The sequence below is a fragment of the Paenibacillus sp. OV219 genome (assembly GCF_900110075.1).
GTDB lineage: Bacteria > Bacillota > Bacilli > Paenibacillales > Paenibacillaceae > Paenibacillus_Z.
On sequence record NZ_FOCJ01000013.1, the window covers coordinates 152,150 to 176,365 of the forward strand.

Sequence of the window (24,216 nt, forward strand, 5' to 3'; positions counted from 1 at the left end):
GGCTGATGTGGATGAATGATTTTCGTTTATATGCCATCACAGGCGAGCAGTTTCACCCGAACCGGGATTTAGTAGAGGTTATGGAGGAAGCGATTATCGGCGGTGCAGATATTATTCAGCTGCGGGATAAAACAAGCGGCAGAGAAGAGCTTCTCCGAAAGGCGCATTCGCTTCGGGAGCTGACGCGTAAGTATGGCGTCACTTTTATCGTGAATGACCATATCGATATTGCGCTAGAGGTGGATGCAGACGGCATTCATTTAGGCCAGAACGATCTTACTCTGGAAGAAGCTCGCAAGCTTGTCGGCGACAAAATCATCGGCATCTCGACCCATGCTATTGAGGAGGCGCGTCTTGCACAAGAGCAAGGCGCAGATTATATCGGAGTCGGGCCTGTGTTTCGCACAGCGACGAAGGCGGATGTCGTCGACCCCGTTAGTGTCTCGTACGTACGTGAAGTGGCTGCGGAGATCGGTATTCCGTTCGTTGCCATTGGCGGCATCAAGCTGAACAATGTGGATGAAGTCATCGCCGCAGGGGCAACTCGGATATGCGCCGTGAGCGAAATTGTTGGCAGCAGTGATGTGAGCGGTACTTGCAGAGCTTTCCTCGCTAAGCTTACAAACAAGGGAGAGGCTGAATGATGAAGCTGGTTATTAACGGAGCCGAGCATGAGCTTGACGGTGTTCAGACGATTGCGGATGTCGTAGCGCATTACGGATTGACGGGTAAACCGCTTGTCGTGGAAGCTGGCGGCGCCGTGTTGACTGCTGAGCAGTGGGCATCGGCAGCGGTACATCCTCATATGCAGATCGAACTGGTTCATTTTGTCGGAGGGGGCTAACGGAAAATGAGTGATGGTTTTCAAATTGGCGGCATTGCGTTAACCTCGCGTTTCTTTATCGGGACAGGGTTGTTTCCGAATCCGTATGTGCAGAAGGAAGCGATTAGAGCTTCTGGCGCACAGGTGCTTACATTCGCTATACGTCGAATTAACCTGGAGTCTACAGAAGATGATTCGATTCTGCAGCATGTGCAGGATGAATCCTATGTCTATCTACCGAATACATCAGGCGCACGGACAGCCGATGAAGCCGTTCGTATTGCTCGGCTTGCTCGCGCATCAGGGCTTAGCGACTGGGTGAAGGTAGAGATTAGCGCCAATGAGCGCACTCTGTTGCCTGATCCTATTGAGACGCTTAAGGCGACGGAAATACTGGTTAAAGAAGGGTTCACGGTACTTCCTTATATCACGGATGACCCAATTATGTGCAAACGTCTTGAAGAGGCCGGCGCAGCAGCGGTAATGCCTGGTGCAGCTCCGATTGGAACAGGGCTTGGCATTCTCAATCCGTACCATCTTGGACTCATCGTGGAGGATGCGAACGTTCCGATTATCGTCGATGCAGGTCTTGGCTCTGTCAGCGATGTCGCGCAGGCGATGGAGCTTGGCGTGTCCGCTGTGCTGATGAATACGCCTGTAGCCAAAGCGAAGGACCCGGTTAGAATGGCGCTTGCAATGAAGCTTGCGATTGAAGCCGGTCGACATTCGTATTTGTCAGGTCGTATTGAGAAGAAGAAATATGCATCGGCGAGCAGCGGGTACGAAGCGTTCAAGCTGAGCTAATCAGGCGACTCCTATCGCGGGTGAGAGAAGAGGTTTGGGATGAAAGAGCAAGTTATCGTTATGGGCGGAGGCGTCATCGGCTTATCCTGTGCGTTCGAGCTGCGACGGCGAGGCTATGAGGTGACAGTGCTGGAAATCAACCGCTGCGGCGGGCAGGCGTCTGGTGCAGCTGCTGGTATGCTTGCGCCATATTCCGAGAACGTAGAAGGACCCGATGCTTTCTTTCAGCTATGTCTAGAAAGCTTGCGGCTCTACCCAGAATGGCAGGCTGACGTGAAAAAGGCATCAGGCCAGTCGTTCGAATATACGAACTCGGGCAGCCTCTATGCGGCTTACCACGATGCCGACTTGCTCGCGCTTGAAGGCAGACTGCATTGGCAGCGACAGCACGGCTCTTCGGGGCGCATCGTTGAAGGCGTTGAGTTGCAGCGACTTGAGCCGCATCTGGCGAAGAATGTGCGAGCAGCGTTATTTACGCCAGAAGAGAGCCATCTCTATGCGCCGCATTATGTGAAGGCGCTTGAGGAAGCATGCCGTCTCATGGGCGTGCAGATTCATGAGCAGTTAGAGCAGCTCGCTGTGACGGAGTGGCAGCATGAAGTTCGTGTAATTGCGGAGGATGGACGCGTGTTCGGCGGCGACCGGCTAGTTGTATGCTCTGGCGCATGGGCACAGGAGCTGGAGGGGACGTTCGGCATCCGGATTCCTGTATACCCGATTCGTGGGCAAATATGCGCATACGAGGTAGATGGTACAGATGGTGCGCAGCCGGTGCAGCACATGGTATTTTGCAATCAAGGGTACCTGGTTGCGAAAGAGAATGGAACTCTCGTCTGTGGAGCTTCAGAGGATGTCGCCGGCTTCGATACCTCGGTTACGGACAGAGGCATTGAGCGGCTGCGGAAGTGGAATAAACAGCTTTTCCCAGACTTGGAGCATCGTGTTCCGTTCCATCGCTGGGCTGGCTTGCGCCCTTCCACGCAGGACGGATTTCCGCTGCTCGGCCCGCTTAGCGCATCAGACCGCGTAATCATGGCAGCAGGTCATTACCGTAACGGCATCCTGCTCAGCCCGGCTACAGCGATGTACGTCGCAGATTGCCTCGATGGGAAGCAGACAGTGGAGCGCAAGCGGGCGTTCTCGCCTGAGCGGTTCGGATTACTTGCATCTTACTCGTGAGCGTGATGATATCTTCAAATCGTATAAAACGGTGGAAGCTGGTCAATTAGATCAGCTTCTATTTTCTTTGCTCATGTCGTAGCCGAATTGAACCTATATCGCAACCTTTGTCTACCTCGACACGTAAAAGCATCATATGGAAGTATTAGGAGGTATATGGAGGAGGGCCGCATCATGAAGCTGGCAAAATACTCATTTCTCTATGGATTGATCGTTTCATTCGTTCTGTTGGCGTTGACGATATTTATGAATAGCTCCACCATTCAACGAGTATCTGGTGTAATTGGGTTAGTTCTATTTATTTGTACGATTATTACAAGCGGGGCGATGGTATCGGGAGACCGAGGTAGAGCTAATTACAGCAATGAGGACCCAAACGACAAGAAACAACGGGAGAATGTCGCAATGGCTTGTTTCGTTGCAGCAATTCCGATCTTACTCTTATGGGGTTTCCTAAAATATGATTAATAGAACGAAGGGATTGATCTCGTTATGGCATTGTACGAATACAAATACGTTGAAACTTCGCTTGGTGGATTCTTCTCCGCACCAAAGCATAGAGAAATGATAGATGAGTATGCAAAGGCAGGCTGGCGTTTAGTTCAGGTTCTGGGTACAAACTATGACGGTCATGGGAAACCAGGAGATTTTGAAATTATTTTCGAGAGGCTCGTTCAAGAAGAATAGGAAGATATTCAGTTCTGACTTCATACATAAAGGCACCCGCCCGTGAATGGTTGGGTGCCTTTATCAATTAGTAGTTGTCACCTATTGCGGAATATCCCATCTCCTTCGCGAGCTGCTGCTGTAATGCTTCTGTTATGGGCATCATAGGCAGCCGAAGGGTAGCCGACGCGAGGATGCATTGACGCGAAAGCAGCCATTTGAGGGGGGCGGGGTTCGACTCCCGAAACAGCAGTTCAATTAGCGGTATCAGTGAATCGAATGCCTTCGCCGCTTGAGCTGAATGGCCGTCGCGGTGCTGCCGATACGTCTCTATGAACATCTCCGTCCTCAGATTAGCTGCTGCCAATATCCCTCCTGCGGCACCATGATTCAAATGTCTGAGAAAATAAGCATCTTCTCCGCATAAGACAGGCTTCACGATATGAAGTCGATTCAAGGCTGCAATCAGCTCGATCCCGCCTGAGCTATCTTTCAATCCGATTATCCCTTCCTGCGCTAGAATTGCTGCAGCTGTATCTGCGCTTAACCGTACGCCTGTACGGTACGGAACCTCATATGCAATAATAGGTACCCCCGTTTGCGCAACGAGCCTGAAGTGTTCGAGAATGCCAGCTTGCGATGGCCTGCTATAGTATGGAACAACGACAAGAGCGGCGTCCGCACCGAGTGCCGCTGCTAGCTTGGTTCGGTTTATTGTCGACTGCGTATCGTTCGTACCGGTACCGACGATAACAGGTGTCGATTTTCCACAACTTTTAATGATAGCTTTCGTTCTTTGAACAAGCTCGCTAACTTCCTCCCACGTAACTGTTGGTGATTCCCCGGTCGTTCCATTGATGACAAGTCCTTGAATGTCATGATTTAGCAGCTCCATCAAGTAGCGGTCGTAAGATATTTCATCTATTGATCCGTCGTGCGAGAACGGCGTCACGACCGGCACAATAATCCCCCGTAGATTCTCTTCCTTTAACATATCCGCACCTCCGAAATGATGTTTATAGTCTTACAGTAGCATAGGAATTGTCATCAGAGTTATCTATAATAAGTGATAAGGGAAATCGAAATTAATGATGGAGTTGTTGTGTGAAAATGGAACTGATCTACTTGCAAACTTTTCGGGAGGTGGCACATCGCCAGAGCTTCACAAGGGCGGCTGAGGAGTTAGGCTATGCACAGTCGAGCGTGACGGCTCAAATTCAGAAGCTGGAGAAGGCGTATGGCGTGGAGCTGTTCGAGAGGTTCGGTCGTGGGCTGCGCTTAACATCGGCTGGTGAGGAATTGCTCCGAGTAGCCGTGCAAATGCTAGATCTATACCAGGAATCCAAGGAAAAGCTGGCTCGACAAGGTGGGGGTACGCTCTCGATCGGAACGATAGATTCCATCGCCTCTTATTTTCTTCCACCGTCAATTCAACAGCTGCGACGTGACTATCCTGAGCTCGCTATCCGACTACATTCGGATCGCGAAGAGACCATCTTAAATAAACTCAGGGACGGCGATATTGATTTAGGATTTATTTTGGCGAGTAGCCCATCCGATTCGGCGCTTGAATGGCAGATGATACGGGAAGAGCCGCTAGTGCTCATTGTGAATCCGACCCACCGGCTTACTGCTCTAGATAAGGTGGAACTGCCAGATCTTGCAGGCGTGGAATGGTTTATGAGCGAAGAGAGCTGTAATTACCGAATCATGCTTGAAAAGGTGCTGCGTGCCAATGGATTCGTATATCGCGTTGGTTTGGAGCTTGGCAATCCAGAAGCAATCAAGCGTTGCGTTATGACTAGCGATGGCATCGCGCTCCTGCCTCGTATGGCGGCAGATGAAGAGATCCGTAGGGGCGAGCTGGCAGTATTGCCATTCGCACACCAAGAGATTCGGCTGAAGCTATACCTTCTGAAGCATCCTAAGAAATGGATTTCCCATGCAATGACAGATTTTATGAATCGATTTCGGTAAATGGCTTTGAAGCGTGGAAAGGAAGCAGGAAAAATGAAGTCCGATCTTGGCCGATATGAGCTTGATTATTCGAATCGGGAGGAGAACAAGACCGTCGCGATTTTAACGTTTATCGCATGGGCGATTGCGATTGCCGGAATTGTCATCGCATTCTTCTTATTTGTGCACGGCTCGATCCTGACAAGCGGATTCGTACTCATGGCAAGTCTAGCGGTTGGCGCACTATTCCGTGGAATGGCGGAGATAATCAAGCTGTTGCAGAGCATCCTGCTGCAATTAAAACAACGCAAATAAAAGGAGGAACAAACGACTATGAACTATCGCCGACTAGGTAACAGCGGACTTCGCGTATCCGAGCTTGGGCTCGGAACGAACGCATTCGGCAAACGTGCTGACCGTGAAACCTCCATACGCATTATCGACTTCGCCATTGAGCGGGGCATCAATTTTATTGATACCGCTAATATTTACGCGGGCACAGAATCGGAGCGGATTATTGGAGAAGCACTCCAAGGCAAGCGTAGCAAAGTGGTGCTCGCGACGAAGGGCGGACTCCCACGGGGAAGCGGGCCGAATGAGAGCGGTTCCTCCCGGTTTCATCTTCAGCAGGAGCTGGAGGATAGCCTGACACGACTGCAAACCGATTATGTCGACCTTTATCAAATCCATACATTCGATCCGAACACGCCGCTGGAGGAGACGCTTCGTTTTCTCGATGATATGGTGCGTGCTGGCAAGATTCGCTATATTGGCGCATCCAATTATTTTGCATGGGAGCTTATGAAAGCATTAGCGATTAGTGAGGCACGAGGGTTCCCGCGCTATGTATCTACACAAGTCAGCTATTCGCTCGCGGATCGGACGCCGGAGCAGGAGCTTGCCCCAGTGTGTCTTGACCAAGGTGTCGGGATTATTCCATACTTCCCGCTCGCCGGCGGTATATTGAGCGGCAAGTACAGCCTGAGCGGTGAAGCGCCATCGAATTCTCGAGTGGTTACTGACCCGAACTTCGCACGTTTTATGGACGAAGGCAGAATCACGCTAGGCCAGCAAGTGAGCAGTATCGCTGAAGCGAACGGATGTACAGCAAGTGTATTGTCGCTTGCTTGGCTCATGAACTGCCCGGCAGTGTCCACCGTCATCGTCGGCGCGACGAGTACAAGCCAACTGGAAGATAATTTGAATAGCGTCTCCGTGCAGCTCAGCGATCAAGTTATGGAGCAGCTGAATGAGATTAGCGATACCTATCGATATGGCAAACCTTTTGCATGGTATCGCCTGCCTATGTAACATTTTCCATACCCTATGAAGAACCCATTTACATCGTGTATATGATCTGTTATGATGTTTGAAATATTTTACAAAATGCAGTGAAGAGAAGAGTAGGGAATACGAAACCTGTACAGAGAGCTCCGGGTGCTGAGAAGGAGCAAGGAATCTGTTCCGCGAACCAAGCCTCTGAGCAGCATGCCGGATCCAAGCGAATCGTGATGGCATGACGGGAGCTCCCGTTACTGAGCTAGAGTATAACCACTTCCTACTTGGGGAGTGCCGTACTTGAAAAGGTTAATATGGCGACATATTAATGAAGCTGGGGTGGCACCGCGAATAACTTCGTCCCCAAGACCGACAAGTCTTGGAGGTGAAGTTTTTTTATTTTTGCGATCGAAGTGACGCCATCTTGCACATTAGGAGGAGCCATAGACAATGAACAACGATCATTTTATGCTTAAGTTAATTGAGGAAGAGCTCGCGGAGGATCCATTCAACAGAGAGATGTGTACGCGGTTTCCGCCTGAGCCGAACGGGTACTTGCATATTGGCAGCGCGTATGCGATTCATACGAATTACATGGTTGCTGCCAGCTTCGGAGGCAAGTTTCATCTAAGGTTTGACGATACGAACCCGCTCAAAGAAGATATCACATATGTGAATGCGATCATCGAAGATATCAAGTGGCTCGGCTACGATCCGAAGGAGCATATTTATTACGGCTCGGATTACTCGGATGCCATATACCGCAGCGCGGTGAAGCTGATCGAAGATGGGAAGGCATATGTGTGCGATTTATCGCCGAGCGAGATGACAGACTATCGCGGGACGCTTACCGAGCCGGGGAGGAATAGTCCATACCGAGACCGGACGGTGGAGGAGTGTTTGTTGCTCTTCGGGGAGATGAAGGCTGGCGCATACTTGGCGGCTGCGAAAGTACTCCGTGCCCGGATTGACATGAGCTCGCCCAATATGAATATGCGCGATCCCGTGCTGTACCGGATCATTCATGCGGAACATTACCGGACGGGAGATGAGTGGTGCATTTATCCGATGTATGATTTTGCCCATCCGATTCAAGATGCCATTGAAGGCATTACGTATTCGCTCTGTTCGATTGAGTTCAAGGATCATCGTCCGCTGTATGACTGGGTTCTGCACGAGCTGGAGACGCCATCGCCACCGCGCCAACGGGAGTTCGGTCGACTCAGCTTAACAGGCGTTGTCACTAGCAAAAGATTTCTGCGGCAGCTCGTCGAAGGTGGCCACGTGGATGGCTGGGATGATCCAAGACTCCCAACGCTGCGTGGACTTCGGCGGCGGGGATTTACGCCAGAAAGTATTCGAAGGTTCATCACCGAGATCGGCAGCATACGAGCGCAAAGTACAGTCGATATCTCATTACTCGATCATTGTCTACGCCAAGAGCTGAAGGGGACTACGGTCAGTGTGATGGGGGTGCTCCGCCCGTTAAAGGTGGTCATCACCAATTATCCCGAGGGTCAAATGGAGCTCCTCACCATAGAGAACAATAGCGAGAACCCGGAGCTTGGGTCTAGGGAAGTGCCGTTCTCGCGGACGATCTATGTGGAGCAAGATGACTTCATGGAGTCACCGCCTGCGGGGTTCCACCGGCTTAGTCCGGGGATGGAGGTTAGGCTTAAGGGAGCGTATTTCATCCGTTGCGAGCATGTGATTAAAGATGCGATGACTGGCGAAATCGTTGAGCTTCACGTCACGTATGACCCGAGAACGAAGAGCGGCTCGGGCTTCAGCGAGCGGAAAGTGAAGGGAACGATCCACTGGGTATCCGTGGAACATACGGTTTCGGTTGATGTGCATCTCTATGATAAGCTGCTTTACTCGGACGCTCCACCTGAGGAGAACGAGGACTGGTCAGAACGGTTGAATACGGAGTCGCTAACGATTTTACGCAATGCCATGGTTGAGCCGTACATTCGTGACGTTGGCATAGAGCACAAGTTTCAATTTTTCCGTCACGGATATTTCTGCACCGACTCGAAGCTTAGCTCCGCTGAGCGGCTTGTGTTCAATCGAATTGTACCGCTTAAAGATACGTGGAATAAAAGATAAGCGAAGGTGCAGCCATAAATAGGGGGAATTACCATCTACACAAGTCGTTCACTCGAAGCATCTGACTTAGCGATAATTTGTACGTTTCCACAACATGCAGAGGAACTCCAGTACTTCTTTCCATCAGCAACTTATCCGCTCACCCCAGAGCAAATTATAGAGAAAGTCCAAACACGACAAGAACCAACTTGTATCCTATTTGATAAAGAAGTTATCGCATTTGCGAATTTGTATCAGACAGAAGAAGAGAGCTGTTTCTTAGGAAATGTAATCATTGCTCCGGCATTTCGAGGTAGAGGTGCTGCTGCATTTTTGCTGGAGACGATGACACAGCTGGCGAAGGCGCGCTTCGGAGTAAATGTGATGAAGTTAATCTGTCAAAGCACGAACACAAGAGGACTTGTTTTTTATCGAAAGCACGGGTTTCTACCAGTAGATCTGTTTAGTAAACAGACAGCAACAGGAGAATATGTGGTCGGTATTCGAATGGAACGAAGGATTGACTAAAGCAAAGGGCATATGCCTCCCTAGGAGCATATGCCCTCTTCGATTTACTCGAGATTCGTCATCTCAATCCATGCTTGCCGCTTCGTTTGCAGAGCTATGAGGGCCGCTTGGCCCGAAGCTTGCTTGCTTTGCAGCACTCGAATGACAGGGCGGATATTACCTAGCGCATCGAGCGTTTGCTGTTGTGAATTCTCAATACGCCCTTGAACGATCCAGTCGGTGATGAGACCGTCGAACCAATAATCGGCCATCTTGAGCGAGCTGCTGATATCAATCTGAATATCAATGGTTTGATTCAGATCATCCAGCTCATCGCGGAAGCTGTGAAGCAGATGATTCGCATTCTGAATATGCCGCTTGGCATCATCCACATGTTCATGTTTGATGGACGTACTGATCAATCCGCCGCCGCCCCAAGTATCCCACGCTCCCCAGTTCTCCGCTTTCTCGAGACTCCCGGACGCATCTTCCAGAGCAGAGAGCACACGATTGCCTGCTGTCAAAGCTTCTTGGATCTCTTTCAGCTGGATCGTCTGGTCTCCGATCTGATCATCCATCGCAATAAGCTCGCTGCCATGAGAAGAGGCGACGCGAAGTGCAGCTTCTTTGGCTGCTAGCAAACGATTATAATCTCGATCAGCACCTTGATATTGGGCGAGCTCGTCACCGAGAAGCCGCAAATCCTCTTGTGTGCTCAGTAGCCGCTGCTTCTCCTCCTGCAGTTTCAGCGCTGCTGCTAGCGCCTGTTGGCGCTCAACCTCAAGCTGTTCTTCCTTGCTGCGCAGAATGGTATGAAATAAGTTCGTTAAGCTCAGCTTTGTCAGCTTCTCAACATCAGCTTCTTCCTTCTCTAGTTGAACCTCATACTGGATTATGATTTGTTCTTGATTGCGAGTTCGTCTCAGCAGCTCTTCACGTCTGCGCTCCGCCTTGTTCAACCGGTGCAACCGTTCCTTAGCCTCAAGCAGCTGAGCGCTTAAATCATTCGGCATCGTAATTTCCCCGTTTCATCGTTAATGAGTATAGTGGCTTTGCTCTTATTACGCACCTTCCGCTGGAATAGTTTCGATACAGATGGAAAATTTCTGGAACTTATTCAACGTCAAGCCTCCCTTCATATGTCATATAGCCAAGCTGTGCGCCCATACGCTATGGAGATGGCACAAGAGGTTAAGGGAGGAATTCAAGTTGCCGGATGCGTTCGTAGCTCGCTCATTGGAGGAGATTCGGTTTTGGTCGCGGATTATGAAAGAGCATTCATTATTTCTAAAGCTTGGATTCCGTTGTGAGGATACGACACTCATTAATGAAGCGAATCAGTTCTACTCCATCTTCGAAAATATTGAGAGTAGGGCGAACCAATTTACGGTTGGCACAGATCCGAATGTGATCCGGAGGTTCAATGAAGAGGTTCACAATGCTGTTTCGCATATCTGGCTGTTTAAGCGCAAAATCCTTCAACTTATACTTACCTGCCAACTGCCTGGAGCGAACAATTTCCCCCTGCTAGTGGATCATACGAGTAGAGAAGCGAATTATTTCCGGAATCGGCTCGCCGAGCTTAACGCCGGAAGGCTGGACCCACTGCCAGACGCCATTATTAACGAAAATGTTTTCTTCCTTCGGATTATGGCTGATCATGCGAAATTCATCAGCCATCTGCTAGATCCGTCGGAGCGGAAGCTGGTTGACCAAGCGAATGAATTCAGTCACGACTTTGATCAGCTGCTCTATCAGGCCGTCGATCTCGATTCGATGCGCCCGCAATCGCAGACGGTTCCTCTGCTGGACCAGTTTCTGGATCAGAACCGTGTATCCGTTGTCGCTCTTCGTGATTTTAAGAAAACCGCACGCGATCTCATCGAAGCTTGCCGAATCAAGAGCATTATCCATCCGCTGCTTGCCGATCATGTGTATCGTGAGGCGGAGCATTTCCTAGAGATCATCAATATGTTCGAGCTTAGTTTGACAGGTAAGAAAAACTGAATGTGTGTAGAGGCTGTTGGTCGATTGTGACTGGCAGCTTTATCTATTTTACTTGCGAAAAAGAATGCATCAGTTGGAGGTATATGGTAATTATTGTTGAATATTTGGGTAAGAGGACGGTGATGTACGGTGTTGATAAGAGAAGCGACGATTGCCGATGCGGTGCAAATTGCAAGCGTTCACGTGAAGAGCTGGCAAACCACATATCGCGGCATCATTGCCGATGATTATCTGGACAGTTTATCCGTAGATCAGAGGATTAGAAATTGGAAGTGGACGTTCAACAATATGAACGTGCATGATCGCATCTTCGTCGCAGTAGCGGATAACGGCCGCATTGTTGGCTTTGCCAATGGCGGGGGATGTCGAGAACCAGAACGGGGCTATGACAGTGAGTTGTATGCGATTTACTTGCTCGAGCCATATCAGCGAGCGGGCATCGGCAAGCAGCTGTTTCGACATGTTAGGGATGCCTTGCGGAATACGGACCGTTCCTCCATGATGCTGTGGGTGCTCGCGGACAATCCGTCATTGACTTTCTATTTAGCACAAGGTGGACAAATTATTGACCAGCAGGAGATTCGCATCGGCAATGAAGATCTGCCTGAGCTGTTAATCGGTTGGAATCCAATTTAGAAATAGCCACAATTCGAGGGGGCGGAATAAGATGAGACGGACAAAATGGACGAGCATAATAACCGCTGTATGGTTTGTTTTCTAGTAATCACATTTCAAACTGCAGTTGTGCCTGTGAGCGCCAGTAGCGGAACAGGAGCAGCCGTGAAGCCCATCCAAGTGCTGCTGAACGAGAAGCCAGTAGCGATGCCAGTTGCACCGATAAAAATTGAAGGTGTTACTTTGGTTCCGTTTCGAGCTTTATTCGATGCACTTGGGTTCGAAGTTTCGTTCAATCAGGAGAATCAGGCGAAGGCCATTGTCGGAACGCGGAAAGACGTCACTATCATGCTGCAGATCGGCAACTTGACCGCACAAGTGAATGGCAAGCAGTTGAAGCTGCGGACAGCGCCGTTTATACAAGCGGGTACGACCTTTGTTCCACTTCGTTTCGTTGCGGAAGCGACGAATAAAGATGTTACACCAGTTGGCAACTCCATTATTATTCGGAACAAATCAGGCATGTGGTTCTTAACGGACGAGTATCCGGAGCCGGACCGAGGGTTCAGCAACAAGCCGCACTTTACCGATTATGCTGGTGAGGACCAAGAGGGGAACGTCTTCGTTTATTGGACTGAAACCGTGGGTAAGGTCGATCATATCTACGCTTCGATCATGAAAGATTTGAAATGGCAGGTGCGCGATAAGGAAATCGCTACAACTGATTCTTTGCTCGGCGAAGTGAAGCCGATCAAGCTGATACAGGGCAATACGCTCGTAGTGAGGGACAAGCAGGGACTACGGTTCATCGATTTTGCAGCGGATGGTTCAGTGAGACGGAATGAATATTTATTCAAATCCACTGTGCTCACCAAAGAATCGGTCACTTCGCTCCGAACAAGTGAAGGTGGCAGAGGAGTCGTGTACAATCGAGGCGACGGCAAGTCGGTGCTCTACCTGTTCGATGATTTGGAGCACCACATTACATTGAACAAGGAGCTATCGACTGAAGCGGATTTCTGGATCTACGACGGAGCGGGTGGCAGTCTTGCTGAGGTGAATGGCGAACAGCTTTCGCTCTATGACCTTAACGGCAACTTGACGAGCAGCAGCAGCGGCAAGCCTAATATATTCAACGCGACGATTCCGAAAGGAGCGAAGATCAGCAATATTGTATATGACAAGGGACTGATCTATTACTTGTTCAATCATCGCACTGGAGGCTACACCGACATTGAGACGGTACAATATGTAATTACCCCTAACAACGGAACAGGAACAAGCGTGAATGTGAGCTTCAAGCAGGACTACCTCTATCACATGGGATTCCAGGTCGCGAACAATTGGCATTCGGATGCAGGCATATACGACGGCGAGCTGCGTGTCTTCTGCACTCAAGTCTTCCAGCCGGCGAATTGGTTCTATATCGGAGTCATGGAGATGGATTAGCAACCTTTTATCACGAGTGACCGTCAACAATTACGAGAAGCATTAGCAGAAGATAGAACTCGGGGGCGGTTGGAATGAACAAGATTGTAGTTGTATTATTATTCATCGTTATGGCAGGTTCATTGGTTGGATGCGCGATTAACCAGAAGAGCATTAACGATCAGGAGCCAGTTGCGGGGGATCAGTTGTATATCGCTGCTCATTACAAAGAGAAGCTGGCAGCTATGAAGCTTGCGGAAGTAGCGGCAATGCCCTATTTCCACAGTCCGTTCATCGTTGTAGCAGAAGATGAAGCGGGGCGGCAATCCGCAGTTATCTTCCACGATGACGAGACAACGAAGAGCGTTCAGCTGCCCGTTACTTATGAGTCAATCACGCGTATGGTGCAGCAGCGGGGATTCGATCTCTCTTCCGAGGCGAGTCGCTGGAACCTCCATCTCTTCGAGATCAATCATAAGCTTTACTGGGAATTCGAGGACGGTCAAGAGAAACTCATACTAGACACGGCAGGCCAGGAGGTTGCTGATCCTTTCCACCAGGATGAATTGAACGGCACATCCAGCTGATATACAATATAGGGAATGTCTTAATTATTTCAAGCAAGTAAAGGAGCACACTGCATGTTTCATACAGAGGCATATACAGAATCACGTGAGAAGAATTACGAGTTAGTCATCAACCAGCTCGGTGCGTTGCTTGAAGGGGAAGCCGATCATATCGCGAATCTCTCCAACGCGTCTGCGCTACTGAATCAATTTCTAGATCGTATTAACTGGGTTGGCTTCTACATCAACCGTGGCGGGGAGCTTGTGCTTGGACCGTTCCAAGGGTTGCCGGCATGCGTACGTATTCCATTCGCGCGCGGCGTTTGCGGTAAAGCAGCAAGCACAAGAGAGACTGTTCGCGTCGAGAACGTTCATGAATTTCCTGGTCATATTGCGTGTGATGCAGCTTCGCAATCCGAGATCGTCATCCCAATTATGAAAGACGGAGAACTGCTTGGCGTACTGGACATCGACAGCCCCGAATTGAACCGGTTCGACGAGCTGGATCAGCAGTATCTAGAGCAGTTCGTTCAGAAGCTCATCGCTCACCTCTAAGATGACCATGGACTACCTTGTCACTTCAGAGTGGGATGATAGCTTGTGGCGAAAGGTTGAGCCGGTGTACAGAGAAGCTTTCCCTGAGCATAGAGGCAAGAGCATAGGCGTTATCCGCCGTATGTTCGAGCGTAAGCTCAGCGAGCTGCATACTTGGAGTGAAGCAGGTAAGATTGTCGCGATGGCGCTGACATCAACAGATCGTCATGCGCATGTGCTCGTGCTCGATTACCTCGCGGTTCGGGCAAATCGTAGAGGGAGCGGACTTGGCCGGCATTGCGTCGAAGCGATTAGCCAGTGGGCAGTGACAACACAGTGCTGCAGCGCGCTCATCATCGAAGTCGAAGCTGAGCTGACGGAGGAGAATGCGGAGCGTATCCGATTTTGGCGGAAGACTGGGTTTCAGCTGACAAGCTATGTGCATCCGTATATCTGGGTTCCAGAGACGTATCATGCGATGTACTTGCCGCTAGAGCCGTCATTTACTCCAGGGGAAGAGGATGGCCGATCTCTGTTCAAATTCATTACCAACTATCATGAGAAAGCTTACCGCGGCGGAGATATGGAGTAGCATGAATCAAGCTTCACTGGGACAAATAACCATTGCTTTTTTCGATAAGGCTCTATATGATTGGAAACTGTTATAGAAATTAAATACAAATGCCTCATGATTGTTTGAGATGAGGTAGAGGTCGCGTTGTTGAAGAGTACGTCCGGGGGAAGTCCAGTATAGACTGTTGATTCCGGGTGAAAAGGCAACTTCGCCGAAGTAAGCGCGCTATACAAGCCGCGTTTGCTGGGGCCGTTTCCGAAAGGAGCGGAACTGTCATGCTGTTCTTCCTAGGGACAGTATGTTGAGCTATCTTGTTACAGGGATGATTGAGGGAGTTGAGAGCTGCCTTGCTTACGCGTTTAAGAGGGCAGCTTTTTTTGTGTTTATTTTGACGGATAAACAGTTAAGGGAGCGTATCGAAAGTGAAAGAGAACAAACTGCGCAGAGGCTTGAAATCTCGCCACATGGCAATGATTTCCCTCGGCGGATCAATTGGAACAGGACTGTTTCTAGCAAGCGGCGGAGCCATTCACTCTGCTGGACCCGGAGGGGCACTGCTAGCTTATCTCCTCATCGGCATCATGGTCTATTTCCTAGTTACAAGCTTGGGTGAAATGGCTACCTATATGCCGGTATCGGGTACATTCAGTACGTATGCAACAAAATTCGTAGATCCATCCTTCGGCTTCGCTTTAGGCTGGAACTATTGGTATAACTGGGCGATTACGATCGCCGCAGAATTGTCTGCCGCTACGTTAATCATCAAGTTCTGGCTGCCGGACAGCCCGTCCTTCATATGGAGTGCGCTCTTCCTGGCACTTATGGTCGGACTAAATCTATTGTCGGTAAAAGGGTACGGCGAATCCGAGTACTGGTTCGCGATGATCAAGATCGTCACGGTCGTCGTCTTCATCGCAATCGGCTTACTAATGATCGTCGGCATCTGGCGCGGTAACGCGGTCGGCTTCAGCAACTTTACAGCCGGCGATGCGCCGATCTCCGGCGGCTGGCTAGCCGTACTCGGTGTCTGTATGGCTGCCGGCTTCTCGTTCCAAGGAACGGAGCTCGTCGGCATCGCGGCAGGTGAATCTGAGAATCCACGTGAGAGCGTTCCTCGCGCCATCCGTAGCGTGTTCTGGAGGATTCTACTGTTCTATATTCTGGCGATCTTCGTCGTTGGCATGCTCATTCCGTTCACAACGGATACGCTGGCGAGCGACAGTGTAGCAGCAAGTCCGTTCACGATTGTATTTGAGAAAGCAGGCCTGAGCGTAGCCGCTTCCGTGATGAACGCAGTTATCTTGAGCTCGGTGCTCTCCGCAGGTAACTCGGGTATGTACGCATCGACAAGGATGCTATGGGTGCTTGCCAAAGAAGGCAAGGCGCCGAAGCTGTTTGCCAAGCTGAACAAACATGGTATTCCGGTGTATGCGCTGCTTGCAACAGCAGCGATTGGTATGCTGGCTTTCCTTGCTTCCTTCTTCGGCGACGGTCAGGTGTATATCTGGCTACTGAACGCATCAGGTATGTCAGGCTTCATCGCTTGGCTCGGAATTGCAATCAGCCATTACCGTTTCCGCAAAGCGTATGTGGCGCAAGGCCGCAGTATTGCGGATCTCCCATACCGTTCGTTGTGGTTCCCGTTTGGTCCGATTCTGGCAGGGGTCATGTGTATGGTCGTCATCATCGGGCAGAGCATCAGCGCTTACTCAGACGGGCAAGTGGACTGGATGTTCGTGCTTGCATCTTATATCGGGATTCCATTATTCCTTGTGATCTGGCTCGGCTATAAGTGGAAGCATAAGTCGAAGCTGTTGAAGCTCGAAGAGTGTGACTTGGAGCCTGTAACTGAATAGGTAAAGACAATAATGAAGAGTAAGGGCTCAATAAGCCTTTGCTCTTTTTTTCTGTGATACGTCATTCGAAAATGTAACATAATACCTAAGAGAAAATCCCAGTATTCCACATATTGATGCTTTACCGCCGCAAAGCTATATAGTACTATGTTTTTCTGTGTCTTTTTTACAGTAATCGCATTATGAATCAAAGGTGGAACGCAGCATGAATCTTTTTCGAAAAAAATCCATTTCCTCCTTATTGGCTGACCAGTCTAAGAACGGGAGCGGCCTCAAGAAAGCACTCGGTGCATTTGACCTCACAATGCTAGGCGTCGGCGCTATAATTGGAACCGGGATTTTCGTACTCACAGGAGTAGCAGCCGCGACTTATGCGGGACCTGCGCTCGTCATCTCCTTCATCCTCGCAGGTATCGCATGTGTATTTACAGCCTTGTGCTATGCCGAGTTCGCGTCAAGTGTACCGGTATCCGGCAGCGCATATACGTACAGCTATGCTGCATTTGGAGAATTTATCGCTTGGATACTCGGCTGGGCGCTTATCCTCGAGTATGGACTTGCCAGCTCTGCAGTCGCGAGCGGGTGGTCGGGTTATTTTCAAGGGCTGCTGGACGGCTTCGGCTTGCATCTGCCCACAGCATTATCGAGTGCGATCAACTTGGACAATGGAACAATCATTGATTTGCCAGCGATGCTTATCATTTTCTTGATTACACTCGTCCTGACGCGCGGCGTTAAAGAGTCTGCACGAATGAACATGGTCATGGTTATTATCAAAGTAACTGTCGTCTTGCTGTTCATCGGCGTCGGTGTCTGGTATGTCAAACCGGACAATTGGACGCCATTCATGCCATTTGGCTTTGATGGTGTAACCGCTGGTGCGGCTACAATCTTCTTCGCTTATATCGGATTTGACGCGGTATCAACCGCAGCAGAAGAGGTTCGAGATCCTCAGCGTGCCATGCCGATTGGCATCATCGTATCGCTTGCGATTTGTACGACGCTTTATATTGTCGTATCGTTAATTCTTACGGGAATCGTGCCTTACGATAAGCTGAATGTCAGCAATCCAGTCGCGTTTGCGCTCGATTATATCGGTCAGGATTGGATAGCCGGATTCATCTCGGTCGGTGCGATTACAGGGATTACAACGGTACTGCTCGTACTGCTCTTCGGGCAGACGCGCCTGTTCTATGCGATGAGCCGCGATGGCTTGCTGCCGAAGGCGCTGTCGATTGTGAATCCGAAGCGCCAAACTCCGATCATCGGCAGCTGGCTGACAGCGCTACTTGCGGGTACGTTCGCAGGTCTAGTGCCGCTTCACAGGCTTGCGGAATTAACGAACATCGGAACACTGTTCGCATTCTTGGTCGTATCACTTGGAATTATAGTTCTGCGCCGGACACAGCCGGACATGCAGCGAGGCTTCAAAGTTCCTTTTGTCCCTTATACCCCGATTCTTGGTGCGGCATCTTGCTTGTATCTCATGCTTCAGCTCAAAGCGTTCACTTGGGCGAGCTTTGGGATCTGGCTTGCAATCGGACTCGTGATTTACTTCATATACGGGTATCGCAACAGTTCTCTTCGTGAGCAGAAATAATTAGAAGACGGCAGCCTAACGGGCTGCCTTTTTTGTGCCCGCCTATAGGAACAAAAATGGACTAGCAGCGTATCATTTACGAGAAGCATTGGAAGGGGAAGTTAGGATGAAGAAAGGCTATTACCGTGTTATAGTGATCGTAGCTTTGCTGTGCTTGCTCGTTAGCTGCAGGTCGGGAAGTGATTCGTCTGCCCAAATGAATGGCCATGGTAACCATGATATCGTGAGCATTACGCTCGATTGCGCAGACTTATGTATACACCATGAGAAGCAGCAGTTAGCCGAGATGAAGTTTACACGCTCGGAAGACATTCAGATCTTTCTCGATGCGTCGGGCAAGGCGAAGGAAATCATGGGTGAGCTTGATTATGGCGTGTATTTCTATATGAACGTTCGGTTTAGCGATGGTTCAGACAATCGTTACGTGTTAAATGTAGATCGTGATGCTGGTAGTACGGGCCTGCTCGTCAATGTGGCTGATAGCGGGCGTGGATTCTCAATCCCTGAGAGGGAGACTGCGCTTCTACGCGAATTGATCTATACCCAATCGAAGTAGGGGGGATTCATATTGTTTCAAGAGCCAGAGTACTATAATGAACATTTTGCAGAATTAGCGTTCACTAAAGAAGAACTTATCGGTGTGAAATTTTACGATTGTACGTTTACGAAGTGTGATTTCAGCGAAACGGTGTTTGATGAATGCAAGTTCTCGGACTGTATGTTTACATCATGTGATCTCAGCATGATCAAGCTGATGGACAGCACGATCTCACAAGCTTCATTCAAGCAATGCAAGCTGGTTGGCGTCGATTGGACCGAGGCTTCATGGTCACGGATCAAAGTGTCAGGTACGCTGCGTTTCGATGAATGCATGTTGAATCATTCCACGTTTATCGGGCTTACGCTGCGTAAGAGCGAGATGATAGGTTGTACAGCTCGAAATGTCGATTTCCGCGAAGTGGATTTGCAAGAGTCGAATTTGACCCGCACGAATTTCGCAGAAAGCTTATTTAGCGAGACGAACTTGACTGGCGCAGACTTGTCGCACGCAACGAACTATTCGATCGATCCGAGCGTTAATCGGATTAACAAAGCGAAGTTCACGCTGCCGGAGGCGATCTCGCTGCTCTATAGTATGGACATTGAGATCATCGAAGATTAGATTGTCGATTCCGGCTCTGGCTTTGGCTTTGGCAGGAATTGGCTCTCTTATGACGAAATAGTCACGGAATGATCAAACGTAAAGGTGTGATTACTGTGTCTACGCATTCACATTCGCAATCGTCATCCACCGAGAAGCCTGATATCGCTTCCTGGTTCCGGCATTATTCCGAGTCGGCGCATCGCAATCCTTATCCGTTCTATTCTTATTTGCTTGAGCATGAGCCGATTCACTTTATTGAAGAGAGCGGTTTCTGGATGATATCAAGATATGAAGACGTCAATCGCATATTGAAGGATCCGGTATTTGTCCGTGAGCACCGGAATGCGATGCCGAGTCTATATGAAGAACCGCCGCAACAAGTAGTCAACGAATGGAAACCGGTGAATGACCTGCTCGATAACTGGATGCTGCTTCGTGATGCACCTGTACATACTCGTTTAAGAGGGCTAGTCAGCCCAGCCTTTACACCTCGTGCGATGGAGCGACTCAGGCAGAATATCCGCAACATTGCCGAGCATTTAGCTGACCAGATGGCGGAAGGAAAGGAAGCTGAACTCATCTCGGCCTTTGCTTTCCCGCTGCCTGTTATCGTTATTGCGGAGATGCTTGGTGTACCACCGGAAGATCGCGAGCTGTTCAAAGGCTGGTCGCATACATTCGCGCGCATCCTGGAAGGCGGCGATCAACCGCCGGATTTTGCTCAGCAAGCGATTGGTGCGGCGGAGGAGATTTCCGTCTACTTCCGTGATCTGATCAGTGAACGCAAGAAGGCGCCGAAGGAAGATATGATAAGCGATCTGATTCACGCGAAGGTACAAGCCGATGCCTTAACGGAGCAGGAGCTTATCGCGACGTGTGTCCTTCTGCTTGTGGCTGGTCATGAGACGACCGTGAACCTGATCAGTAATACGATGCTGGCTCTGCTCGAGCATCCAGAGCAGCATGCGCTTCTGCTCAGCCAGCCGGCTCTGACCGCATCTGCTGTTGAGGAAGCGCTTCGCTATGAAGGGCCTGTGCAGCAGACTTCTCGTCTTACTTCGGCTGAATATTCGATTGGAGGTCAAACGATCAAGCAGGGGCAATTTGTAACTGTCATGCTAGGCGCAGCTAATCGCGACCCAGCACAGTTCAATGAGCCTGACCGTTTCCTCATCGAGCGGACGCCGAACCGCCATCTTGCTTTTGCAACGGGAGCCCACTTCTGTCTCGGTGCTCCGCTTGCGCGTATGGAAGGCGAGATCGCATTGTCTGTGCTCATGCAGAGATTTCCAGAGATGCGCTTCATAGACGAATATCCAAATTGGCGTCCGAACATGCTATTCCGCGGGTTAGGGACGATGCAAGTACAGTTATAAACTGGCTACAGAAATCCGCGGCTAACGCGGATTTTTTGTGTAGGAGGATAAACTCAGAGTGAAGGTCAAATTCAAGATCGATGAGAAGAAGGTTATTGCAAAGTTAAGCGATGCATATGGCATAAGGGCAGAAGCCTTGCGGTTCATTCCAGTGGGGGATGCTGCTTACTCTTATTTTCTGCTGTGCCATGAAGGGCTTCGTTATTATGTCAAGCTTTTCGACCATTATAACGACCGTCAGAAGAGGGGAGCGGACAAGCTCAGCTATTACTTGCCTCTGCTTGGGCGGCTGCATGATGAGGGTCAATTTGAACAGCTTACTTGGCCAATTCGCGCGCTCAGCGGTGCTTACTGGATTACGATTGAAGACTGTACCCTTGTGTTGTTTAACTACATCGCTGGAGAGACACTCGCGGACGCCTACCCTTTCTCACCAGAAATAGTGGGCAACATCGCACAGCTGGCGGCTCAGGTCCATCGAATGACGCCAATTCTGGATCGAGAATTGATGGCTCTGCCTTCGGAGACATTCGATGTTTCGTTCTTACCCGATTTGGAGAAGTGCCTAGCCCAGCTTGAATGCCAGGATGAAGATGCCGACGGAGATCCCATTCTGATGGAGTTACAAGCTGCAATGCTGCCTCAGAAAACGCAGATCAGCGAAATGGTTGATTTGTTGCACGGTTTGCGCGCCAAGTCTTTAGATGACGACAGAGAGAAGGTGCTTTGTCATGGCGATATGTGGGGCGGCAACCTGATCCGCTGCGAGAACGGGAGCTTAGCTCTGATCGATTGGGAATCGGTTATGATTGCTCCGATCGAGTTTGATCTTAGGGGATATATCGGGGAAGAGTTTGGCATTTACTTGTCGGCATACGAGAAGGAACTGGGCCGCGAGGTTCTGATCAACACGGATGTGCTTCGGTTCTACTGCTACCAACATCATCTTCGCAATTTGACGAATTGGCTCCTTAATCTGCTCGTAAGAGATATTAATCCGGAACAGCGCGCCAATGATCTTGAAATGATTTTGTACCATTGTATGAATCGGTGGGACAGCATCGAACCGCAAGTTTATGCAGTTGAAATGCAATTACAAGATAGGAAGTGACCCGCAAAAGCATGCTGCAAATATCGGAACCATCATTGAAGCAATCATCGTTCCATAAGTTTTGGATTGGCCGCACGTTCTCATCCACCTCATTTCAGATGATGTCCGTCGCTATTGGATGGCAAATGTACGACTTGACGCATGACGCATACAGTCTCGGCCTCGTCGGCCTTGCTCAGTTTCTGCCTATGCTGCTTCTGACGCTGATCGTCGGACATGTCGCAGATCGTTTCGATCGCCGTATCATTGTATTCCTCGTCCAGCTTATCCAAAGTGGCATAGCTGTGCTGCTGCTCATTGGCAATCTTGCAGACTGGCTCGGGCGCGAGCAGATCCTCGTTGCGGCGATGATTCTCGGCGCATGCCGAGCCTTCGAAGGACCATCATCATCCGCGCTGCTTCCGATGCTTGTGCCCAAGGAGCTCATGCAGAAAGCAATCGCATGGACGACATCGGCCGGACAAACGTCGCAAATACTAGGGCCGACGCTTGGCGGCGTTCTCGTCGCCGTTGGCCCTGTCTACGTATATGGAACAGCGGCAGTGGCTTTGCTGGTAGGAGCGGTTCTGACCGTTCTTATTAAGATGGAACGCGTCATTAGAACGCCGGCACCGCTTACGCTCAAGTCATTCTTCTCGGGACTGACCTTTGTTAAGAGTCATCCGATTATTCTCGGCACAATATCGCTCGACTTATTCGCCGTTCTGCTCGGCGGCGCAACAGCGCTGCTGCCGATTTTCGCACAAGATATTTTGTTTACCGGAGCTTGGGGACTTGGCTTAATGCGTACAGCGCCAGCGGTGGGGGCACTCATGATGTCCATCGTCCTTGTGTATTACCCGCTTAAGAAAGCGCTGGGGCCGATTCTATTCGGCGCGCTCGCCATATTTGGCTTAGCAACGATGCTCTTCGCCGTTTCGACGAATCTCGTCATATCGCTCTTCGCACTGCTAATGATCGGTGCTTCGGACGTCATCAGCGTCGTCATTCGCTCATCACTCGTGCAGCTCCAAACGCCGGATGAGATGCGCGGCCGTGTCAATGCGGTTAATTCGCTCTTCATTGGAACGTCCAATCAGCTTGGTGAGTTTGAGTCGGGCACGCTTGCAGGCATGGTTGGAGCTGTGAATGCAACGTTGATTGGCGGCATCGGTACCATTATTGTCGCAGGACTTTGGATGTTCTGGTTCCCGTCTTTGCGAAAACTTAAAACCCTTGAATAAGAAGTCCGTTTTCTGTCCATGATATATTCGACGGTGCAAAGAGAGGTGTGGTTCCATTGAACCGAATGGTGCAAGAGCTACAAGAGGGTTTTAGTTAATCACCTAACTACATGGAAGCGAGGCGACGTGTCGCAGAGCAGGTCACATGAACTGCATAGCTTTTCGTTGAAAGACGGAAGTTAAGGCAGTAACCAAGTGTTCCAACCGATGTGTTTTGTGAACTTGAAGCAACTCTAATCGATCGATCACCGTCAGAAAGCTGTCCGAGGTAACTCGGGCAGTTTTTCTTTTTTTCATCGAAAATTATGTCGAGCTAACATGCCAATGCCACAATAGCCTTTAAAGGAATGGGAAGTGACAATGAACAGGAATATTTTAACACTGGACTAGTGCGCTGATATCATGTTAATCTAAGATTCCGCCGCTGAGAGGTAAGCCAAGCACGGTGGTCGAAACGAAAACAAGTTGAAAAATAAAGCTTGCAATTGAGTTTCGATATATGATATATTCTAACTCCGGCCGAGAGGTTGGGACGAGAAATAAAGAATTTTGTTCCTTGAAAACTGAACAATGAGCGACCTGTCAAAAGGTCATAAAATACGTCGGAACGACGATCGCCATTTGGCGAAAGCGTTTCTGACGAGCTAGTTTTTTGAATGAGCTAACAAGCAAATTCATTTGGCGCAAATGGCTTCGCCATTTCGCCTATTATGGAGAGTTTGATCCTGGCTCAGGACGAACGCTGGCGGCGTGCCTAATACATGCAAGTCGAGCGGATCTTGTCCTTCGGGACAAGGTTAGCGGCGGACGGGTGAGTAACACGTAGGCAACCTGCCTGTAAGATCGGGATAACATTCGGAAACGGATGCTAATACCGGATA

The 24,216-nt window shown here is 49.8% G+C and carries 26 protein-coding genes, 1 rRNA gene, 1 riboswitch and 1 other annotated feature; of the genes, 25 read left to right on the plus strand and 2 right to left on the minus strand.

Annotation, left to right across the window (positions count from 1 at the left end):
- The first annotated feature begins 11 nt into the window (after window positions 1–11).
- From thiE to BMY11_RS25390, 6 genes are all read left to right on the plus strand, one after another.
- Entirely contained in the window at window positions 12–644 is a 633-nt protein-coding gene (gene thiE / locus BMY11_RS25365) for a thiamine phosphate synthase (RefSeq protein ID WP_090582665.1), read from the plus strand.
- Window positions 641–844 carry a sulfur carrier protein ThiS gene (thiS, locus tag BMY11_RS25370; RefSeq protein ID WP_256217768.1) on the plus strand — a complete coding sequence of 68 codons (204 nt, stop codon included), beginning with the start codon at window positions 641–643 and terminating at the stop codon, window positions 842–844. The genes thiE and thiS overlap by 4 nt, the downstream gene beginning before the upstream one ends.
- Before the next feature lie 6 nt (window positions 845–850).
- Complete coding sequence (locus BMY11_RS25375) at window positions 851–1,627, plus strand: thiazole synthase (RefSeq protein WP_090582669.1); 777 nt, start codon at window positions 851–853, stop codon at window positions 1,625–1,627.
- A 39-nt stretch (window positions 1,628–1,666) separates the two neighbouring features.
- Window positions 1,667–2,806, plus strand: a complete 1,140-nt coding sequence (gene thiO / locus BMY11_RS25380; RefSeq protein WP_090582672.1) for a glycine oxidase ThiO — start codon at window positions 1,667–1,669, stop codon at window positions 2,804–2,806.
- A gap of 174 nt (window positions 2,807–2,980) precedes the next feature.
- Window positions 2,981–3,274 carry a DUF5316 domain-containing protein gene (locus BMY11_RS25385; protein ID WP_256217769.1) on the plus strand — a complete coding sequence of 98 codons (294 nt, stop codon included), beginning with the start codon at window positions 2,981–2,983 and terminating at the stop codon, window positions 3,272–3,274.
- A gap of 24 nt (window positions 3,275–3,298) precedes the next feature.
- Window positions 3,299–3,493: a DUF4177 domain-containing protein gene (locus tag BMY11_RS25390; protein ID WP_371262944.1), complete on the plus strand. Its 195-nt coding sequence runs from the start codon at window positions 3,299–3,301 to the stop codon at window positions 3,491–3,493.
- 67 nt (window positions 3,494–3,560) lie between these two features.
- Here the strand turns inward: BMY11_RS25390 and dapA are convergent, their stop codons facing one another.
- Window positions 3,561–4,466: a 4-hydroxy-tetrahydrodipicolinate synthase gene (gene dapA, locus BMY11_RS25395; RefSeq protein WP_090582674.1), complete on the minus strand. Its 906-nt coding sequence runs from the start codon at window positions 4,464–4,466 to the stop codon at window positions 3,561–3,563.
- 116 nt (window positions 4,467–4,582) lie between these two features.
- Between dapA and BMY11_RS25400 the strand changes: the two genes are divergently transcribed.
- The 5 genes from BMY11_RS25400 (at window position 4,583) to BMY11_RS29800 (ending at window position 9,322) form a co-directional block, all read left to right on the plus strand.
- Window positions 4,583–5,449 carry a LysR family transcriptional regulator gene (locus BMY11_RS25400; RefSeq protein WP_090582676.1) on the plus strand — a complete coding sequence of 289 codons (867 nt, stop codon included), beginning with the start codon at window positions 4,583–4,585 and terminating at the stop codon, window positions 5,447–5,449.
- Between the two features lie 33 nt (window positions 5,450–5,482).
- Entirely contained in the window at window positions 5,483–5,743 is a 261-nt protein-coding gene (locus BMY11_RS25405; RefSeq protein WP_090582678.1) for a hypothetical protein, read from the plus strand.
- 18 nt (window positions 5,744–5,761) lie between these two features.
- Window positions 5,762–6,739, plus strand: a complete 978-nt coding sequence (locus BMY11_RS25410) for an aldo/keto reductase (RefSeq protein ID WP_090582680.1) — start codon at window positions 5,762–5,764, stop codon at window positions 6,737–6,739.
- Between the two features lie 71 nt (window positions 6,740–6,810).
- Window positions 6,811–7,074, plus strand: a binding site (T-box leader).
- Between the two features lie 82 nt (window positions 7,075–7,156).
- Window positions 7,157–8,815, plus strand: a complete 1,659-nt coding sequence (locus BMY11_RS25415) for a glutamine--tRNA ligase/YqeY domain fusion protein (protein ID WP_090582682.1) — start codon at window positions 7,157–7,159, stop codon at window positions 8,813–8,815.
- 33 nt (window positions 8,816–8,848) lie between these two features.
- Complete coding sequence (locus BMY11_RS29800) at window positions 8,849–9,322, plus strand: GNAT family N-acetyltransferase (RefSeq protein WP_371262948.1); 474 nt, start codon at window positions 8,849–8,851, stop codon at window positions 9,320–9,322.
- Window positions 9,323–9,366: 44 nt separating this feature from the next.
- On the opposite strand, the gene BMY11_RS25425 is transcribed toward BMY11_RS29800, so the two are convergent.
- Window positions 9,367–10,314 (minus strand): hypothetical protein, encoded by a 948-nt coding sequence (locus BMY11_RS25425; protein WP_090582686.1) that lies wholly within the window; start codon window positions 10,312–10,314, stop codon window positions 9,367–9,369.
- 196 nt (window positions 10,315–10,510) lie between these two features.
- On the opposite strand from BMY11_RS25425, the gene BMY11_RS25430 reads away from it, so the two are divergent.
- The 14 genes from BMY11_RS25430 to BMY11_RS25495 form a co-directional block, all read left to right on the plus strand.
- Complete coding sequence (locus BMY11_RS25430; RefSeq protein ID WP_256217770.1) at window positions 10,511–11,308, plus strand: DUF2935 domain-containing protein; 798 nt, start codon at window positions 10,511–10,513, stop codon at window positions 11,306–11,308.
- A 129-nt stretch (window positions 11,309–11,437) separates the two neighbouring features.
- Window positions 11,438–11,944, plus strand: coding sequence for a GNAT family N-acetyltransferase (locus tag BMY11_RS25435; protein WP_090582690.1), 507 nt, complete (start codon window positions 11,438–11,440; stop codon window positions 11,942–11,944).
- Between the two features lie 45 nt (window positions 11,945–11,989).
- The gene (locus tag BMY11_RS25440; RefSeq protein WP_090582692.1) at window positions 11,990–13,372 is read left to right on the plus strand and encodes a copper amine oxidase N-terminal domain-containing protein; all 1,383 of its coding nucleotides are present in this window, start codon (window positions 11,990–11,992) and stop codon (window positions 13,370–13,372) included.
- A gap of 74 nt (window positions 13,373–13,446) precedes the next feature.
- Window positions 13,447–13,938 carry a hypothetical protein gene (locus tag BMY11_RS25445; RefSeq protein ID WP_090582693.1) on the plus strand — a complete coding sequence of 164 codons (492 nt, stop codon included), beginning with the start codon at window positions 13,447–13,449 and terminating at the stop codon, window positions 13,936–13,938.
- A 54-nt stretch (window positions 13,939–13,992) separates the two neighbouring features.
- A complete protein-coding gene (locus tag BMY11_RS25450; protein WP_090582695.1) occupies window positions 13,993–14,472 on the plus strand; it encodes a GAF domain-containing protein in 480 nt (159 codons plus the stop codon).
- Window positions 14,473–14,515: 43 nt separating this feature from the next.
- Window positions 14,516–15,043, plus strand: a complete 528-nt coding sequence (locus tag BMY11_RS25455) for a GNAT family N-acetyltransferase (protein WP_256217771.1) — start codon at window positions 14,516–14,518, stop codon at window positions 15,041–15,043.
- Window positions 15,044–15,150: 107 nt separating this feature from the next.
- Window positions 15,151–15,342: riboswitch (Lysine riboswitch) on the plus strand.
- Window positions 15,343–15,489: 147 nt separating this feature from the next.
- A complete protein-coding gene (locus BMY11_RS25460; RefSeq protein WP_256217776.1) occupies window positions 15,490–16,881 on the plus strand; it encodes an amino acid permease in 1,392 nt (463 codons plus the stop codon).
- Between the two features lie 205 nt (window positions 16,882–17,086).
- On the plus strand, window positions 17,087–18,481 hold the full coding sequence (locus tag BMY11_RS25465; RefSeq protein ID WP_090582701.1) for a branched-chain amino acid transporter BcaP: 1,395 nt from the start codon (window positions 17,087–17,089) through the stop codon (window positions 18,479–18,481).
- Between the two features lie 106 nt (window positions 18,482–18,587).
- Window positions 18,588–19,037: a hypothetical protein gene (locus BMY11_RS25470; RefSeq protein ID WP_090582704.1), complete on the plus strand. Its 450-nt coding sequence runs from the start codon at window positions 18,588–18,590 to the stop codon at window positions 19,035–19,037.
- A 12-nt stretch (window positions 19,038–19,049) separates the two neighbouring features.
- A complete protein-coding gene (locus BMY11_RS25475) occupies window positions 19,050–19,643 on the plus strand; it encodes a pentapeptide repeat-containing protein (protein ID WP_090582706.1) in 594 nt (197 codons plus the stop codon).
- Between the two features lie 95 nt (window positions 19,644–19,738).
- Window positions 19,739–21,001 carry a cytochrome P450 gene (locus BMY11_RS25480; RefSeq protein WP_177182827.1) on the plus strand — a complete coding sequence of 421 codons (1,263 nt, stop codon included), beginning with the start codon at window positions 19,739–19,741 and terminating at the stop codon, window positions 20,999–21,001.
- A gap of 58 nt (window positions 21,002–21,059) precedes the next feature.
- Window positions 21,060–22,112, plus strand: a complete 1,053-nt coding sequence (locus BMY11_RS25485; protein ID WP_090582710.1) for an aminoglycoside phosphotransferase family protein — start codon at window positions 21,060–21,062, stop codon at window positions 22,110–22,112.
- Between the two features lie 11 nt (window positions 22,113–22,123).
- The gene (locus BMY11_RS25490) at window positions 22,124–23,335 is read left to right on the plus strand and encodes an MFS transporter (protein ID WP_090582712.1); all 1,212 of its coding nucleotides are present in this window, start codon (window positions 22,124–22,126) and stop codon (window positions 23,333–23,335) included.
- Window positions 23,336–24,042: 707 nt separating this feature from the next.
- A 16S ribosomal RNA gene (locus BMY11_RS25495) occupies window positions 24,043–24,216 on the plus strand; the annotation flags it as partial.